General features: G+C 38.3%; 16 protein-coding genes. 13 read left to right on the forward strand and 3 right to left on the reverse strand.

Going from position 1 to position 18,091, the window contains the following annotated elements:
• Nucleotides 1–161: 161 nt before the first annotated feature.
• The 8 genes from PYW36_RS02100 (at nt 162) to PYW36_RS02135 (ending at nt 10,243) form a co-directional block, all read left to right on the forward strand.
• A complete protein-coding gene (locus PYW36_RS02100) occupies nt 162–3,833 on the forward strand; it encodes a nitrate reductase subunit alpha (protein WP_103158660.1) in 3,672 nt (1,223 codons plus the stop codon).
• Nucleotides 3,823–5,379: a nitrate reductase subunit beta gene (gene narH, locus PYW36_RS02105; protein WP_037575102.1), complete on the forward strand. Its 1,557-nt coding sequence runs from the start codon at nt 3,823–3,825 to the stop codon at nt 5,377–5,379. Before PYW36_RS02100 ends, narH begins: the two co-directional genes overlap by 11 nt.
• Nucleotides 5,372–5,947, forward strand: coding sequence for a nitrate reductase molybdenum cofactor assembly chaperone (narJ, locus tag PYW36_RS02110; RefSeq protein ID WP_037575099.1), 576 nt, complete (start codon nt 5,372–5,374; stop codon nt 5,945–5,947). Before narH ends, narJ begins: the two co-directional genes overlap by 8 nt.
• Nucleotides 5,940–6,617 (forward strand): respiratory nitrate reductase subunit gamma, encoded by a 678-nt coding sequence (gene narI, locus PYW36_RS02115; protein WP_037575096.1) that lies wholly within the window; start codon nt 5,940–5,942, stop codon nt 6,615–6,617. The genes narJ and narI overlap by 8 nt, the downstream gene beginning before the upstream one ends.
• 16 nt (nt 6,618–6,633) lie before the next feature.
• Complete coding sequence (nreA, locus tag PYW36_RS02120; RefSeq protein ID WP_037575092.1) at nt 6,634–7,095, forward strand: nitrate respiration regulation accessory nitrate sensor NreA; 462 nt, start codon at nt 6,634–6,636, stop codon at nt 7,093–7,095.
• Nucleotides 7,095–8,138 carry a sensor histidine kinase gene (locus tag PYW36_RS02125; RefSeq protein WP_037575089.1) on the forward strand — a complete coding sequence of 348 codons (1,044 nt, stop codon included), beginning with the start codon at nt 7,095–7,097 and terminating at the stop codon, nt 8,136–8,138. Before nreA ends, PYW36_RS02125 begins: the two co-directional genes overlap by 1 nt.
• Nucleotides 8,139–8,155: 17 nt before the next feature.
• Entirely contained in the window at nt 8,156–8,806 is a 651-nt protein-coding gene (nreC, locus tag PYW36_RS02130) for a nitrate respiration regulation response regulator NreC (protein WP_103158659.1), read from the forward strand.
• A gap of 273 nt (nt 8,807–9,079) precedes the next feature.
• Nucleotides 9,080–10,243, forward strand: coding sequence for a nitrate/nitrite transporter (locus PYW36_RS02135; RefSeq protein WP_037575083.1), 1,164 nt, complete (start codon nt 9,080–9,082; stop codon nt 10,241–10,243).
• Between the two features lie 54 nt (nt 10,244–10,297).
• Here PYW36_RS02135 and PYW36_RS02140 read toward each other — a convergent pair whose 3' ends face one another.
• The gene (locus PYW36_RS02140) at nt 10,298–11,899 is read right to left on the reverse strand and encodes a M20/M25/M40 family metallo-hydrolase (protein ID WP_103158658.1); all 1,602 of its coding nucleotides are present in this window, start codon (nt 11,897–11,899) and stop codon (nt 10,298–10,300) included.
• A gap of 189 nt (nt 11,900–12,088) precedes the next feature.
• Between PYW36_RS02140 and PYW36_RS02145 the strand changes: the two genes are divergently transcribed.
• The 3 genes from PYW36_RS02145 (at nt 12,089) to PYW36_RS02155 (ending at nt 14,739) form a co-directional block, all read left to right on the forward strand.
• Complete coding sequence (locus PYW36_RS02145; RefSeq protein ID WP_103158657.1) at nt 12,089–12,445, forward strand: DUF3139 domain-containing protein; 357 nt, start codon at nt 12,089–12,091, stop codon at nt 12,443–12,445.
• A gap of 162 nt (nt 12,446–12,607) precedes the next feature.
• The gene (locus PYW36_RS02150) at nt 12,608–13,681 is read left to right on the forward strand and encodes a M42 family metallopeptidase (protein ID WP_037575074.1); all 1,074 of its coding nucleotides are present in this window, start codon (nt 12,608–12,610) and stop codon (nt 13,679–13,681) included.
• A gap of 155 nt (nt 13,682–13,836) precedes the next feature.
• On the forward strand, nt 13,837–14,739 hold the full coding sequence (locus tag PYW36_RS02155; RefSeq protein ID WP_103158656.1) for an EamA family transporter: 903 nt from the start codon (nt 13,837–13,839) through the stop codon (nt 14,737–14,739).
• Between the two features lie 237 nt (nt 14,740–14,976).
• On the opposite strand, the gene PYW36_RS02160 is transcribed toward PYW36_RS02155, so the two are convergent.
• The gene (locus tag PYW36_RS02160) at nt 14,977–15,324 is read right to left on the reverse strand and encodes a DUF4889 domain-containing protein (protein ID WP_103158655.1); all 348 of its coding nucleotides are present in this window, start codon (nt 15,322–15,324) and stop codon (nt 14,977–14,979) included.
• 195 nt (nt 15,325–15,519) lie between these two features.
• Between PYW36_RS02160 and PYW36_RS02165 the strand changes: the two genes are divergently transcribed.
• Entirely contained in the window at nt 15,520–15,726 is a 207-nt protein-coding gene (locus PYW36_RS02165; RefSeq protein WP_103158654.1) for a sterile alpha motif-like domain-containing protein, read from the forward strand.
• 163 nt (nt 15,727–15,889) lie between these two features.
• Nucleotides 15,890–17,095, forward strand: coding sequence for a CynX/NimT family MFS transporter (locus PYW36_RS02170; protein WP_105963205.1), 1,206 nt, complete (start codon nt 15,890–15,892; stop codon nt 17,093–17,095).
• A 60-nt stretch (nt 17,096–17,155) separates the two neighbouring features.
• Here the strand turns inward: PYW36_RS02170 and galU are convergent, their stop codons facing one another.
• Complete coding sequence (gene galU, locus PYW36_RS02175; protein ID WP_037575060.1) at nt 17,156–18,040, reverse strand: UTP--glucose-1-phosphate uridylyltransferase GalU; 885 nt, start codon at nt 18,038–18,040, stop codon at nt 17,156–17,158.
• Nucleotides 18,041–18,091: the final 51 nt, after the last annotated feature.

Here is an 18,091-nt window from a genome sequence, read left to right on the forward strand (position 1 = left end):
GAATTGAACACATCATCTGAAGAGGCACCCACAAAAGTATGTGAATTTTTTAACATTAGGGGATTTCACCTAGGAATTAGGTATTTCCCTAATGTTACGAATGGTTGAACGATTATACAATAAAAGTAATTCGGAAAGCCTATGTATTAAGGAGGATGAACATGGTTAAATTTGGATTGAATTTCTTTAAACCGACTGAAAAGTTCAATGGCAACTGGTCAGTTTTAGAACATAAAAGCCGTGAATGGGAAAAGATGTATAGAGAAAGATGGAGTCATGACAAAGTCGTTCGTACGACGCATGGTGTGAACTGTACAGGTTCATGTTCATGGAAAGTATTTGTTAAAAATGGTGTCATTACATGGGAGAACCAACAAATTGATTACCCAAGCTGTGGACCGGATATGCCTGAATTTGAACCCCGTGGTTGTCCGCGTGGCGCTTCGTTTTCATGGTATGAATACAGTCCATTACGTATTAAATATCCATATGTACGAGGAAAATTATGGGATTTATGGACGAGCGCATTAGATGAACATCATGATCCGATTAAGGCATGGGCTTCCATTGTAGAAAATGACGAAAAAGCGAAAATATATAAATCGGCACGTGGTAAGGGCGGACATGTACGTGCCAACTGGAAAGATGTTTCTCAACTCATTGCCGCACAATTAATTTATACGATCAAAAAAGACGGCCCAGACCGTATTGCTGGATTTACACCTATTCCTGCGATGTCGATGATTAGCTATGCTGCGGGTGCACGATTCATTTCATTACTTGGTGGAGAAATGTTAAGTTTCTATGATTGGTATGCGGATTTACCACCAGCTTCACCACAAATTTGGGGTGAACAAACAGACGTTCCTGAATCCAGTGACTGGTATAACTCTTCATACATTATGATGTGGGGGTCTAACGTTCCGCTTACACGTACACCAGATGCTCACTTTATGACTGAAGTCCGTTATAAAGGGGCGAAAGTCATTTCAGTTGCGCCAGACTATGCTGAAAACGTGAAGTTTGCGGATAACTGGATGGCACCTAATCCAGGGACGGATGCCGCTATTGCTCAAGCGATGACCCACGTTATTTTACAAGAATTTTATGAAGATCAACCGTCTGAAATGTTTATCAATTATGCCAAACAATATTCAGATATGCCATTTATCATTCGCTTAGACCAAGATGAAAAAGGCTATAAAGCAGGACGTTTCTTACGTTCAAGTGATTTAGGAAGCACAACGCCAAACAGCGAGTGGAAACCGGTGGTTATCGATGCTTTAACAGATACGATTCAAGTACCGAACGGGACAATGGGACAACGTTGGGAAGAAGGCAAACAATGGAATTTGAAACTTGAAAATGAACAAGGTGAAAAAATTGATCCGAGTCTATCAGTCGTAAGTGGAGACCACGACATTGTGACAATTCAATTCCCATTTTTTGATAACGCAGGCAATGGTGTTTTTGAACGTCCGATTGCGGTCAGAAAACTGACATTAGCAAACGGTGAAGAAGTGTTAGCGACAACGATTTATGACTTAATGACAAGTCAATATGGCGTTAAACGTTTTAATCATCCGCTTGAATCAAAAGGCTTAGAGGATGCGGATTCATTCTACACACCAGCATGGCAAGAAAAAGTGACAAGTGTCAAAGCAAATCTAGTGACACAAGTGGCCCGAGAATTTGCGCAAAACGCGATTGATACGGGTGGCCGTTCGATGATTATTATGGGTGCGGGGATTAACCACTGGTTCAACTCTGATATGATTTATCGTTCTATTTTAAACCTCGTCATCCTTTGCGGTTGTCAAGGGGTTAACGGCGGGGGCTGGGCACATTATGTTGGCCAAGAAAAATGTCGCCCAATTGAAGGATGGAATACGATTGCTTTTGCGAAAGACTGGCAAGCACCGCCACGTTTACAAAACGGCACAAGTTGGTTCTATTTTGCGACAGACCAATGGAAGTATGAAGAATCTGGCGTTGATCGCTTAGCTTCACCACTTGCAGACAGCGTGAAGTTACAACATCCCGCTGACTACAATGTACTCGCGGCTCGTAACGGTTGGTTGCCTTCATATCCACAATTTGATCGTAACAGTTTATTGTGGGGCGAAGAAGCAAAAGATGCAGGTGACTTTTCAAATGAAGCAATTTTACAACGTGCGTTAGAAGATGTGAAATCACGTGAAACGAAATTTGCAATTGAAGATCCAGATTTACGTAAAAATCATCCGAAAACGTTGTTCGTTTGGCGTTCAAACTTAATTTCAAGTTCTGCCAAAGGACAAGAGTATTTCATGAAACATTTACTTGGTGCCAAATCAGCATTAATGGCAGAACCGAATGAGACTGAAAAGCCAGATGAAATTACGTGGAGAGAAGATACAGTCGGAAAATTAGATTTACTTGTATCATTGGATTTCCGTATGACTGCGACACCGTTATATTCAGATATCGTGCTACCAGCAGCAACATGGTATGAAAAACATGACTTATCATCAACAGATATGCATCCTTTCATCCATCCGTTTAATCCAGCAATAGATCCATTATGGGAATCACGTTCGGACTGGGATATTTTCAAAACGATCAGTAAAACATTCTCAGAAATGTCGCGTGTCCACTTAACTGGAACATATAAAGATGTTGTGACCTCACCACTTGCACATGATTCTAAGCAAGAAATTGCGCTTGCTTATGGTAAAGTACATGACTGGACAAAAGGTGAAATTGAACCAATTCCAGGTAAAACAATGCCAGGATTTGCGGTGGTTGATCGTACGTATACAGATGTATATGACAAATTTATTTCTGTCGGTCCATTACTTGAAAATGGTAAAGTTGGCGCGCACGGCGTAAGTTTCTCAGTTAAAGAACAATACGATGAATTACGTAGCATGGTTGGCACATGGGAAGATGATACGGTTAAAAATAATAAACCAAGAATTGATACAGCACGTAAAGTGGCAGATGTCATCTTAAATGTGTCTTCTGCGTCTAATGGTCGTGTGTCACAAAAATCATATGAAGATTTAGAACAACAAACAGGCATGGAACTTAAAGATATTTCCATCGAACGTGCGTCTGAAAAAATCACGTTCTTAAATATTACATCGCAACCACGTGAAGTGATTCCGACAGCTGTGTTCCCAGGATCAAACAAACAAGGTCGTCGTTATTCACCATTCACAACAAACATTGAGCGTTTAGTTCCATTTAGAACATTAACAGGGCGTCAAAGTTATTACATCGACCATGAAGTGTTCCAACAATTCGGAGAGCAATTGCCTGTCTATAAACCGACGCTCCCACCAATGGTATTTGGTACGAAAGACAAACAAGTCAAAGGTGGACAAGATTCACTCGTCTTACGTTACTTGACACCGCATGGGAAATGGAATATTCACTCCACATATCAAGATAACCAACATATGTTAACGCTCTTCCGTGGAGGCCCAACGGTTTGGATTTCTAATGAAGATGCCGCACAACATGACATTGAAGATAATGATTGGCTAGAAGTTTATAACCGAAACGGTGTGGTGACAGCAAGAGCGGTTGTGTCACATCGTATGCCAAGAGGCACAATGTTTATGTATCATGCACAAGATAAACATATTGAAACGCCAGGATCAGAAATTTCTGGCACACGTGGAGGCTCACACAATGCGCCGACACGTATCCATTTAAAACCAACGCAGCTTATGGGAGGCTACGCACAAATCAGTTATTCATTTAACTATTATGGCCCGATTGGGAACCAACGTGATGTATACGTTGCAGTGAGAAAGATGAAAGAGGTGGATTGGCTTGAAGATTAAAGCACAAGTGGCAATGGTGTTGAACCTAGACAAATGTATCGGTTGTCATACATGTAGTGTGACATGTAAAAGCACATGGACCAATCGACCTGGTGCAGAATATATGTGGTTTAACAACGTAGAAACAAAACCAGGAATCGGTTACCCAAAACGTTGGGAAGACCAAGAGCACTACAAAGGCGGATGGACACTCAATAAAAAAGGGAAATTAGAATTAAAATCAGGGACACGTATTAATAAGATTGCACTTGGTAAAATTTTCTATAACCCGAACATGCCTGTCATAAAAGATTACTATGAACCATGGACATACAACTATGAACATTTAACAACAGCCAAAGCTTCAGAACATTCACCTGTGGCGAAAGCCCATTCTGTAATGACTGGTGAACGCATGGATATTGATTGGGGTCCAAACTGGGAAGATGACTTAGCGGGAGGTCACGTGACTGGTCCACAAGACCCTAACATTCAAAAAATTGAAGAAGAAATCAAATTTAACTTTGACCAAACTTTTATGATGTATTTACCACGTTTATGTGAACATTGCTTAAATCCAAGCTGTGTAGCGTCATGCCCTTCAGGTGCAATGTATAAACGTGATGAAGACGGTATTGTTCTTGTTGACCAAGAAGCTTGTCGTGGATGGCGCTACTGTATGACAGGTTGTCCCTACAAAAAAGTGTACTTCAACTGGAAAACAAATAAAGCTGAAAAATGTACCTTCTGTTTCCCACGTGTGGAAGCAGGGATTCCAACCGTATGTTCTGAAACATGTACTGGCCGTATGCGTTATTTAGGTGTATTACTTTATGATGCAGATCGCGTTCAAGAAGCGGCATCGACTGAAAACGAACAAGACTTATACGAAAAACAATTAGAATTATTTTTAAACCCGTTTGATGAAGCAGTTATTGAACAAGCGGAAAAAGATGGCATTTCTCAAGAGTGGATTGAAGCAGCGCAAAATTCACCGATTTATAAATTGGCCATTGAATACAAATTAGCATTTCCGCTTCACCCTGAGTACCGTACGATGCCAATGGTTTGGTATTGTCCACCACTCAGCCCAATTATGAATTACTTTGAAGGGAAAAATGCGGGGAATAATCCGGATGCCATTTTCCCAGCAATTGAAGAAATGCGCCTACCTGTTCAATATCTTGCAGAGCTCTTTACAGCAGGGGATACAACAGCTGTTAAAGGTTCATTACAACGTATGGCGATGATGCGGAGTTATATGCGTGCCCAAAATACAGGTCGTGAATTTGATATCTCTCGTTTAGAACGTGTCGGTTTAACAGAACGTCAAGCTAAAGATATGTATCGTTTATTAGCGATAGCCAAACATGAAGATCGTTTTGTTATTCCAACTTCTCACAAAGAACAATATATGGACACTTATGCTGCCCAAGGAAGTCAAGGTTACGGTGGTGAACATTTCGGCGCGAACTGTGATGGTTGTGGTGTACCTGTAGGTGCGGGCGGCAAAACAGGTCAAGAAATCTACAACGATAACTTCTATGGAGGGATTTTCCGTGATTAATCTTGAAACGCTCAAATATTATAAAGAGACTTTTGCTTATATGAGCCAACAGTTAAGTTTTCCGGAAAAATTGACCTTTCATCCTAAAACATTTGATGCGATTTTCAGTGAGGATCACCCTGCGTATCCTCACGTGAAAGCGTATCGTGAGCGCATGTACGAACTCAGTTTGTCTGAAATCAAGGCGCTTTATACGGACACATTCGATTTTAATAAAAAAACGACACTTTACATGACTTACAATAAATTTGATACACAAAAAGAACGTGGACAAATGTTGGCTAAGCTAAAAGTTTTATACGAAATGTTTGGCCTACAAATGCCTTCATCCGAGCTGTCAGATTTTCTGCCACTAATGTTGGAATTTTTATATGCGGCACCTGTGGATGGAGATGATCGTGCACAAGAAAATATGCAATTAATTATCATGATTATTGAAGATGGAACGTACCCGATGATGAAATATTTAGAGGAAAAACAAAATCCATATAGTCATTTAATAAGAGGCTTACGTGAGACGCTCAAGCGTTGTATCGTACAAGACAATGAGGTGACACAACATGTTTAATCAATTTTTATGGGTCATATTCCCATATCTTTGTCTTGCAATCTTTATCATTGGTCATATCGCACGTTATAAATTTGATCAATTTTCTTGGACTGCAAAATCAAGTGAGTTTATTGAAAAAAAGCAACTTAAATGGGGAAGTTTATTGTTTCATTTAGGGATTATTCCCGTCTTCTTTGGCCACGTGGTCGGATTACTTATTCCCGCACATTGGTTAGAGGCGGTCGGCGTGAACAATCACATTTATCATATTGGTGCTGTGTATATTGGAAGCATTTTTGGTATAATAACACTCATCGGTATGTTCTTGCTCACTGCGAGACGGGTAACGAAAGCCAATGTTCGTCGTTTAAGTTCAGCCTCAGATATTTTAGTTAATTTCTTTTTATTAGTTATTGTATTTGCTGGACTTTATGCGACTTTAGTTGTCAATGCAACGACGCCGGACTTTGATTATCGTCAAACGATTTCAATTTGGTTTAGAGGACTATTTATGTTAAGCCCAGATGCGAACTTAATGACAGCAGTTCCATTTGCGTTTAAATTACATGTATTGCTCGGTTTTTCAATTATGGCATTATGGCCATTTACACGACTTGTTCATGTATGGAGTGTGCCGTTATCCTATGCCAGCAGAAGTTATATTATTTACCGTAAACACAAAGTATAAAAAAGAGGTGAAGACCGTGAGCCCTATTGATTTTTCAAAACATGACTATCAATCAGAATTAGACCAGTTGCGCATACGTTTTGGCTTTGATTTTGCAGGACTCGCATTGCCAACCGAAGATCATGTTGGAATGAAAATCAAGTGGCGTTACGTGTCAGGTAATTTAAATAATAGATATCAACGCATCGTTCTTCGTAATGGCCGTGGCATTGCTGGAACTGTCATGAAAACAGGTAAACCGATGGCGATTGCGAATACAGATAGAGATGAAATTCAGCAATCATTATTTAATTTTCCAATACTTTTGAGTGAACAACTAACGGCGCTCATAGCGATACCGCTTTGGCACAATCATCGTGTCAAAGGGGTCTTGTTATTTGGTCAAAGAAATGGAAATCCATTGCCTAACGAGATACACGACGCCATAAGAGTTGAAGGAATTGGTGCTTTAACAAGTGAAGATAAGGTGATATTGTGATGCAACCTAAAATTGAAAGCCCAAATTTATCAAATTTACTTTTATCGCATTTTCAAAATACATCAGAAATGATTTTATTTATCAACCGTGAAGGTGAAGTCATATTTATGAATGATGCCGCAAAGCGTGTGTTATCTGAGGACAATAACCTTCAAGCGATTACTTCCAATACGATTTGTGGCCGTTGCGAAGGATTTACGAGTGAACATGCGTTAAAGACGTGTTATAATTGTTTTTTACATTCGAATGAAATGGGAGATTCAACATTTCAAGTGTTTATGAAAACACGAGAAAATAAAGTCGAACCCTTTACCGCATCTTATCAAGTAATCGATGAAGATAATGACATCAAAGCCTTTACTTTACAAAATGTGACTCCCCAATTGGAACGACATGAAAAATTGCATCAACGTCATATGATTCAAAAAACGATTGCCGCACAGGAAAATGAACGCAAGCGTATTTCTCGTGAGCTTCATGACGGGGTGGTGCAAGAGTTGATTAATGTTAATGTAGAAATGCGTTTACTTAAATATCAACAAGATATGGAAAGTATGGTGTCACAATCGCAAAATGTCGAAGGATTAATGAGTAAATTGATAGATGATATTCGCAATTTATCGTCAGAACTTAGACCTTCTTCATTAGATGATTTAGGGTTAGATGCTGCATTTAAAAGTTATTTCAAACAATTAGAAAATAATTATGGTTTAGTCGTGAATTATCATTTTGATATGCCACCGCAACGTTTCGATAGTGAAATTGAAACAGTAGTTTATCGCGTCGTACAAGAAGCTGCGTTTAATGCGATGAAATATGCGAATGTGGACGTCATTGACATTAACATTCGAAAAGATAAAAATCGCCTCTTTGCAGAAGTGTCAGACCAAGGAGAAGGTTTTAATCCGAAAGACCACCCTAAAGGTTCGGGGCTTGGTTTATATGGTATGAATGAGCGCGCAGAACTTGTGAATGGTAAACTAGAGATAAAGACAGAAAAAGGGAAAGGTACAATGGTGACATTAGAAGTACCACTCGAGTAAATTGGGAGGCGTTGATTTTGAAAATCGTCATAGCAGATGACCATGCCGTCGTACGAACAGGCTTTTCTATGATTTTAAACTTCCAAGAAGATATGGAAGTGGTCGGTACAGCCGCTGACGGTGTGGAAGCCTATCAAATGGTGATGAAATATGAACCTGACGTGTTAATTATGGATTTAAGTATGCCACCGGGGGAATCGGGACTCATTGCAACGAGCAAAATATTAGACAGTTTTCCTAAGACTAAAATTTTAATTTTAACGATGTACGATGATGAGGAATATTTATTTCACGTATTGAGAAGTGGCGCAAGAGGCTATATTTTAAAAAATGCGCCTGACGAGCAGCTTTTACTTGCGATTCGTACAGTATACAAAGGAGAAACATTTATCGATCCTAAGATGACCACATCTTTAGTGAAAGAGTTTGTGCAATCTTCGGATGATGCCTCTTATTCAAATGACCCGTTTAAAATTCTTTCTAAACGCGAATTAGAAATTTTACCTTTAATCGCAAAAGGGTATGGCAATAAAGATATTGCTGAAAAATTATTTGTTTCGGTAAAAACAGTAGAAGCCCATAAAACGAGAATTATGGATAAGTTGAACTTAAAATCAAAACCTGAGCTCGTTGAATATGCATTAAAGAAAAAATTATTGGATTTTTAAAAGAAAGCAATGGAAATCAACAATTGAGATTCCATTGCTTTTTTATGGTATTAATGAAAATCTTGTAAAGAATAGTATTTTAAGGATGCGAATGGAGCAAACATTTTATTAGGGGATGCCCCCTATGTGTTTAGGGGAAGTCCTTATGTTATAAATTTCACAAAAGAGCTAAACTGAATATGAATTAAATAACACGTATTAAAATGACAAGCAAATGGAAGAAACGCGCACATTTTAGTACATAGTGAAATTTATAAAAAAGGGTGAAAGAGAATGAATAAGTCAAAAGGTGGTCTTCAGCTCGGATTACAAACGTTAAGTCTCGTAGCTGGATTTATGGCGTGGAGTATTATCTCACCACTCATGCCATTTATTTCTCAAGATATTAAAATTTCAAGTGGACAGTTATCTATCATCTTAGCAATACCGGTTATTTTAGGATCAGTACTTCGTGTGCCATTCGGCTATTTAACAAATATTGTAGGTGCGAAATGGGTGTTTTTTACGAGTTTTATCGTATTACTCGTTCCTATTTTCTTACTTAGTCAAGCGACATCCCCTGGCGCATTAATGTTTGCCGGCTTCTTTTTAGGGGTGGGGGGCGCCATCTTTTCAGTAGGTGTAACATCCATTCCGAAATATTTTTCTAAAGATAAAGTCGGTTTAGCTAATGGGATTTACGGGATGGGGAACTTAGGTACAGCTGTATCTTCATTTTTAGCTCCGCCAATTGCTGGGCTTATTGGTTGGCAATCTACAATTAAACTTTATTTAATTGTCATGGCGGTATTTGCGATTATTATGTTCTTTTTAGGAGATAGTAAAGAACCAAAAGTGAAAGTGCCACTTGTTGAACAATCTCGTAAACTAATGGCCAATTACAAACTCTATTACTTAAGTTTTTGGTATTTCATTACATTTGGTGCTTTTGTCGCGTTTGGATTATTTTTACCGAACTATTTAGTAACACACTTTGGAATTGATAAAGTAGACGCAGGGATCCGTACAGGTGTATTCATCGCTTTAGCTACATTTTTACGTCCTGTCGGCGGCATGCTTGGAGATAAATTCAACGCGGTCACAATGTTGAAAATTTTCTTCTCAATTATGATTATTGGTTCATTTATTTTAGGTGTTTCACAAAATATCTTTTTCTTTACATTAGGCTGTTTAACTATCAGTGTATGTGCAGGTATCGGCAACGGACTTATTTTCAAACTCGTACCCCATTACTTTACGAAAGAAGCGGGTGTGGCGAATGGTATCGTTTCTATGATGGGCGGTCTCGGAGGATTCTTCCCACCCCTCGTGATTTCTGCGGTAACATCAATGACAGGTTCAAGTCATCTAGCATTTATTTTATTAAGTGTGTTTGGTATTATCGCTTTATTAACGATGATGAACTTATCAAAACGTGAAAAAGCAACGCTATCATAAAAAAAGAGGTGTGCGACAGATATCAATGAGATATCTCGGTCGCACACCTTTTATCTATTTTAAGAAATGTTTTTGAATGATTGCTTCTAAAATGACGGGTAATTCTTCAAAAGCACTTTGTTTATGAATACGTTCTGTCACTTTATGGGCATCTTTTCCGATAGGACCACAGTTGATGAGTGGAGCTTGAATGGCTTCAATCTCTTTAAAAGGGATTTTATACGTTCGATTAAACACAGGAGTATTATTTTCAAAGGCGTCAAATCCCGATCCATTAGGGGAAGGGGCCACATAACTTAAATCACTAATCCCATTAAAATAATGAATCCGCTTAGAACCACGCTTGAATTTGGATAAGGCTGTTTCACGAATCGTTTCACCAACAGCTTCTGTCATCTCATTAAATGACGTATTGGTTGCTGGATAATATGGCGGTGTAAAAAACGTAATGACTGAAGGCCCAAGGTCTCGACACATATTCATGAGCAAATCGACAATCATCATCGATTGTTGATGAGGGGCCGACTCTTGTGAAATCATATCATCAATCATTTGTTGTACCGTGTTTTCATCGTGAATATCGACCGCATGGGCATAAAGTTCTTGATACGTCATAAAATTAATATGAATGTTGGACTCTGCATTTTCAGCATGGATGCGTTCCTCATAAATCGCCATTCCTTTATTCACACCAGTCTTCACTGCTTGATTAAAGCGTTCGAACACTTCATTAGCATTACTTTTGAATAAAAAGAGATTAAATAAAGCGACCGAACGGAACGGTGTTTGTACGTCATAATAATCTTTAATGTCAGTCACTTTTAAACTGACCGGCATCGGTGTATATTCACCTTCAAAATCCTCTTTGAAATTTAGGCTATATTCGATTTCTTGTTGAATGAAACTCATTAAAAAGTTTGAACTTAAGCCGTTAGAAGGTGTGCCGACATGCGTTTCACGACCATAAACTAAGACACTCGGCATAATTTTTCCGATAGACCCCGTGTAATAATAATGATGGTCATCATCTTGCGCTTGTTGGAAAGTAGGTTCACTATTTAAATGTAAACGCATCGACAATTGATGCTGTTGTCGCAACGCATTAACGTATTCAACGGCCGCATGCATTCCTTTTGATGTGACTTCTTCGTCCGGAACAGTCATCAAGATTAAATTAACATCCCACTGTTCGAGACTCGCTTTTTCAATTAATGCCATATGTAACATTAAGCCAGGTTTCATATCCATAGCGCCACGACCAAATAAATAGTCTCCCGATTCTAAGTCTCCACGCCCCACTTCTCCCAAATACGTATTATCTTCCTTGAATGCTTGTGTTAACTGATCCATATCAAATGCTTGTCCTTGAAATGGGCCATAATCATCAATGCCAACGGTATCGAAATGACTAATGAGTGTGACAGTTTCTTTAGATTGAGGTGCTTGATAAAAAGCAACGACCGCATGGCGTTTATCGTTCGTTGCGACTAGCTTCACCAGTTCAGGTCGTGCTTTAAAATAGTCTAATGTCAAAAGTTCTTCTTGTATCATGTAGGGAAATTCCTTTTCACCTGTAGAATGTGTCACACTCGAATGTGCCACCAGTTGTTTAAGTAAAGTCTCCCGATCTGCGGCAGTTTGCCATTTCATCATCATAAATCCCCCTTGTTCTAACACTTAATCGATTATACAATTTCAATTGTAAGGGTTTTCATACTATGAAGACAACAACAAATTTACAATCTGCTTTTTGAATTTTATGTGACGCTCCTTTTACAATTACCGCCAAGAAATGATTATGTGATAAGATAGATATAATGACTATGAAGAGAAAGTTGGAGAAGAATGGCGAAGAAAATTTTAGGTTTCATTTTGGCTGCCGTACTTTTATTCGCAATTGTAGCTGTCGGCTTCTTTGCCTATAAGGGATATCAAAAAAGCCAAAATTTTAAGCTAATTGATCAATATTTAGTAGAAAAGAACTTAAAATCTAAAATCATTGATGAGAAAAGTGATTACGATCAACGTAAAGGGATTTTCTATAAAGAAGTACGTTTAAAAGGTGACGAAAAAAATATTTATATCGCACAGCCCATCCATTTAAAACGTGGATTATTCTTGCAAGGCTTTGATGCAAAAACGAAAAAGCACGATAAAAAAGCGAAATACAATTTCTTTGATGAAAATTATAAAATGAAATAACGATAAGCGAGTTGAACAGATTCAAGTTCAACTCGTTTTTTTATAGTAGTGCTTATCATCATCCATTAAAGCGTTAAATGTTTACTGTGAGTTTGTATGAGGTATCGGACAATCAATTTTTGATATACTAGTATTAAATATTTTAGGAAGGGGATACATAGCATGAAAGATACAAAAACTTTATTGAAACAACTTACAGACATTGATGGTATTGCAGGTCATGAATATGACGTTAAACAAGCGATGCGTGAGTTGATTGAACCTAACAGTGATGAAATGATTTTCGACAATTTGGGAGGCGTGTTTGGTAAAAAAAGTGCCGAATCTGGAAATAAAACGGTCATGATTGCGGGACATTTAGATGAAATTGGTTTTATGGTGACTAAAATCGACGACAATGGCTATATCAAATTTACGCCAGTCGGTGGTTGGTGGAACCAAGTCATGTTATCTCAAAAAGTGACTATTACTACAGAAAAAGGTGATAAAATTAGAGGCATCATCGGTTCAAAGCCGCCTCATGTTTTAAGTGCTGAAGAACGTAAAAACACTGTAGATATGAAGGCGATGTTTATTGATGTCGGTGCCAAAGATAAAGCTGAAGTTGAAGCAGCAGGAATCGAAATTGGAAATATGATTACACCTTATTCTGAGTTCGAAACATTACTCAACGATAATTACATGACAGCAAAAGCTTTTGACAACCGCTATGGATGTGCCTTAGCTGTCGATGTTTTAGACGAATTGAAAAATGAAAAAGTGGATGTGAATGTCGTTGCAGGCGCAAACGTTCAAGAAGAAGTCGGTCTTCGTGGCGCAAAAGTTGCAGCACACAAAATCAAACCGGACTTAGCGATTGCGGTAGATGTCTGTGTGGCTTATGATTCTCCAGGAATGGAAAAAGATGGGGATGTGAAATTAGGACAAGGACCAACAGTGATGGCGCTTGATGGCTCAAACATAGGGCATGTCGGTTTATTCCGCCACGTTAAAAAAGTCGCTAAAGCCCACAACATTGATTTACAATTTGATACGATGCCAGGTGGAGGGACAGATGCAGGTAACATTCATACGGCATTGGATGGTATTCCTTCTATCGTGATTTCAGTGCCATTGCGCTACATGCATTCTAACGTTTCTGTATTGCATCAAGACGATTACAAAAAAGCCGTTCAATTAGTCACTGAAGTGGTTAAAGCATTAAATGATGAAACGGTAGAAGATTTAATCTGGTAAATATCTCATTTATCGTCATAAGACTGTCCTCAAAGTTTTGACTTTGGGGACAGTTTTTTTATGTATTAACCTATTTTTACGGTTTTTAAAATAGTTATTGTCATTATAGGAGTATTCATGTTAGATTAATTGAAATACATCGAAGAAGGGGCGATATTATGCGACAAGCACAAAAGCGATGGATAGGCTATTTGCTCGTTATTATTGGAGCGTCGTTTTGGGGTGTTGGGGGTACTGTCTCACAATGGTTGTTTCAACATGCACACCTTGATGTCGGTTGGTTTGTCGCTGTCCGACTTATCATTTCCGGAGTGCTACTAATCGCCATCGCTTTTTTTACACAAGGCCCCAAAGTATTGATGATTTGGTGGGATAAACGCGCGTCATTCCAAATCTTCATTTATGGTATTTTTGGAATGCTCGCGGTGCAATTTACATTCATGTCCTCTATCAGTTATGGAAATGCCGCAGTGGCTACACTCTTACAATATTTAGGTCCTATTTTTATGATTTTTTATTTAGTAGTTACAAAAATGACGACTTTTGGGCGTAAGGAAGCTATTGCTGTCATATTAGCGTTGCTTGGCTCTTTTTTATTACTTACCAATGGCAATATAGAAAATTTACAAGTTCCGAAAATAGCGATTATTTGGGGGCTTTTATCGGCGATCGCTTTAGCATTTTATACGATTTATCCTGTGAAATTATTGGCCCGATGGGGATCGTTAAACGTTGTCGGTTGGGCGATGTTAATTGGGGGAATCGCTTTAAGCTTTATTCATCCGCCTTGGAATGTAGACCTTACACTTTGGACAGTTGAAACACATCTTTTCTTTTGGTTTGCGATTATTTTTGGGACGATGCTTGCGTTTTGGTTTTATATTGATAGCTTAAACTACTTATTTCCTCATGAAGCCGGTCTTCTCGGGACTATCGAACCGTTGATGGCACTTGTGACTTCTGTTATTTGGTTACATATTGGTTTTGGCGTATGGCAATTGATAGGCGTCATATGTATCATTATGATGATCGTCGTATTATCAGTGATGAAAAAATAGATTTAATGCGAAACGTATTTTTTAGACAAAGATATGAATAAGCGTAGAAGCGGTAAGAAATGGGAATAAGATTTCTTACCGCATTTTTATTTATGAACCCAACTTGATGACGTTAATGTAGCCTCTAGGTTATAGAGAAATGTTGGTTTATAGGGTATCATTCCAAAAAGTAATCTAAATGTTCACGAGGCATTAAAAAACGCAAGGTGAGAGACGATACTCAGCCTTGCGTAAAATTTAGTGGTGCATATTACCCATATCATGAATTTTCATCATTAAACCGTGGGGCACGTCGTCATGAGAGACAACTTCTTTTTTTACATAATGATGTTTGTCATATTTATCTGCAACAAGTTTTACGAAATCCCCTTTTTTAGGTTGGAAATCGCTGTCAGTTGGAAGTTTTACATTTTTTTCAACTGTTTTTTCAGATTCGCTAATCACTTTTTCTGCTGTTGTGTTATCTTTCATATAACCGTAGTAAGTTTCTTTTTGTCCTGACATCATAATTGCCACGATGACGATAATTGTTGCAAGGACCATAACTCCAATTAATATAAAACCTAATGTTTGTTTGTTTTTCATAGGTATGAAAGCTCCTTTTTTGAATATAATGCTATTGTATAGGAATATTCCTAAAAGCAAAAGGGGTTGAAATATCGACAAAATTGTGACGAACCTTTTTTGATGACAAAGATGAGTTTTTTAGTATGATTTTATTTCAAAACAATTTCATCAATGCTAAAATAAGCGTTAGCTCATCATGTAAGAGGTGATGATATGAGCTTTTATGAGTTTATGTTAGGATTTTTAGGAGATAAGACCCCTTTAGGAGAATTGGCGTCATTTGTAGTGAATGATATTGATTTTCCACGGGACTTAGTACATCCTCATGAAATACTAGCATATTTTCATAAACATACTACCGTGGATAATGATTTAATGAATATCATTAAACGCGCATTACATTTGTATAGCCAAATTTAAAGGGCGTTAAAGGGTGGTATGAGGCAGTTTTTTACATATAAGATTCACTCTTTATTGTAAAAACATGCCTTCACCTCTATAAATGTAAGGGCTTAGACAGTGTCTAAGCGCCTTATTTTTTTATGATAAAATACATATAGAAGAGTTGAAGGGGGAAGGGCGAATGGAAGGTAGAAAGGGCTCGTTAAAAATACAAGATCAGTGGTTCGTCGTCATAGGGATTGTCTTGATTGCATCCACACTACGCGCACCGCTTACAGCCGTTGGTCCTGTCATTGACAACATTCAATCTGACTTACATATCAATCATTTTATAGCGGGATTCATTACAACCATTCCTCTTATTATTTTTGGTTTGGTCTCAATGTGGGTGACACGCATTTTAAAACGGTTTGAAATGACGCATATTTTATTTGTAGCTGTCATTGTGACCATTATTGGCTTAGTCATTCGTATTTCTGGAGACTTATTGATGTTTGTGATTGGGACGATTATTATAGGCGTCTCTATTGCATTTTGTAATGTCACTCTGCCTGCTTATGCAAAGCAATATTTTCCATTGCAAATAGGTCTGATTACAGGAATTTATAGTGCCACGATGAATTTCACCGCAGGGCTAGGTGGGGGATTAAGTTATCCACTCTCGAAAGTCAGTGGTTGGGACTATCGTTTATCTCTCTCGTTTTGGGTGGTCTTTGCAGTGGTCGCAATTTTATTTTGGCTTCCTCAACTCAAAGTTAAAGTCAAAGCTGCTTTACAAAGGGACGAACCTCATGCTTATCCAATCATAAAGTCAAAACTGGCTTGGGCTGTAGCGTTATTAATGGCATTTCAGTCGATGTCATTTTACTGTATTGTCGCATGGTATCCCTCTATTTTAATAAGTAAAGGGATTTCACCTGAAACAGCAGGATATATGTTGATGCTTAACCAGTTTGCGCAACTTCCGATGACATTTACATTCCCAATCATTGCGGCAAAAATGAAAAATCAGCGTCGACTTATCCAAATGATTACAATCCTATTTTTAATAGGATTCAGCTTATTATGGAGTCAGCATGTAATGTTACTCATTCTTGCGATGATATTTTCTGGTTTGGCAATTGGTGCGTGCTTTAGTTTGTGTATGACACTATTTTCAATACGGGCAAAAACGACGCAAGGCAGTATGCAACTCTCTGGATTTGGGCAGTCTGTCGGTTATTGGATTGCGGCGATAGGCCCCTTTTTAATGGGGGCGTTATATGACTATTCGAATAATTGGAATAGCGCCATAGTGATGTTTTTAATCATGACTGTGATCATCTGTTTAGTTGGACATTATGCCACGCGAGCGGCAGTGATAGAAGATGAATTCGGAAAACAATAATGTATAAATAGAATAATGGCCACTTTCCAAATCATTCCAATTTGTGAAAGTGGCGTTTTTTTATTGGGAGGCAGTGTCTTCATTTAAGAGGTCTTTAATATATCGTGTCATTTCTTCTTTCATAGAGGGGTCATTGAGCGCAAAATGTAAGGTTGTTTTGACAAAACCAATCTTTTCACCGACATCGTAACGCGTGCCGTCAAATTCATAAGCATACACAGAATCATCTTGATTGAGACGTTCAATGGCATCGGTTAATTGAATTTCGCCACCTGCACCGACATCTTGCGTGTCCAAATATTTGAAAATCTCAGGGGTCAGGACGTATCTTCCCATAATTGCTAAGTTAGAAGGCGCAGTTCCTGGAGCCGGTTTTTCTACGAACTGGCTTACTTCATAACGTCGGCCTTGTTTTGTTTTAGGTTCTACAATACCATAACGATGGGTTTCTTCGTATGGTACTTCTTGAACGCCTATAACAGACTTTTGTGTTACTTCATATTGCTCGATTAATTGCTGAATCGCAGGTGTTTCAGACTGAACAATATCATCACCTAATAAAACGGCGAAAGGTTCATCGCCAAAAAATTGTCGTGCGGTCCATATCGCATGTCCCAACCCTTTTTGTTCTTTTTGACGAACGTAAAAAATATTTGCTAAGTCGGTGGAGTGTTGGACTTTTTCAAGTAAATCTAACTTGCCTTTATCTTTTAAGGTGGATTCGAGTTCTTTTTGATTGTCAAAATGATCTTCAATGGCACGTTTATGCTTTCCAGTAACGATAATAATATCCTCGATGCCAGCTCGTGCCGCTTCTTCAACGATATATTGAATCGTAGGGGTGTCGAGAATAGGGAGCATCTCCTTTGGCATTGCCTTTGTGGCAGGTAAAAATCTTGTGCCTAGACCTGCAGCTGGAATGATTGCTTTCTTTATTTTTGACATAAAAAAATAGCCTCCTAGCTCAATCTTTGTCATTAATTCCATTATAGTATA

The organism is Staphylococcus chromogenes, assembly GCF_029024625.1.
Classification (GTDB): Bacteria; Bacillota; Bacilli; order Staphylococcales; family Staphylococcaceae; genus Staphylococcus; species Staphylococcus chromogenes.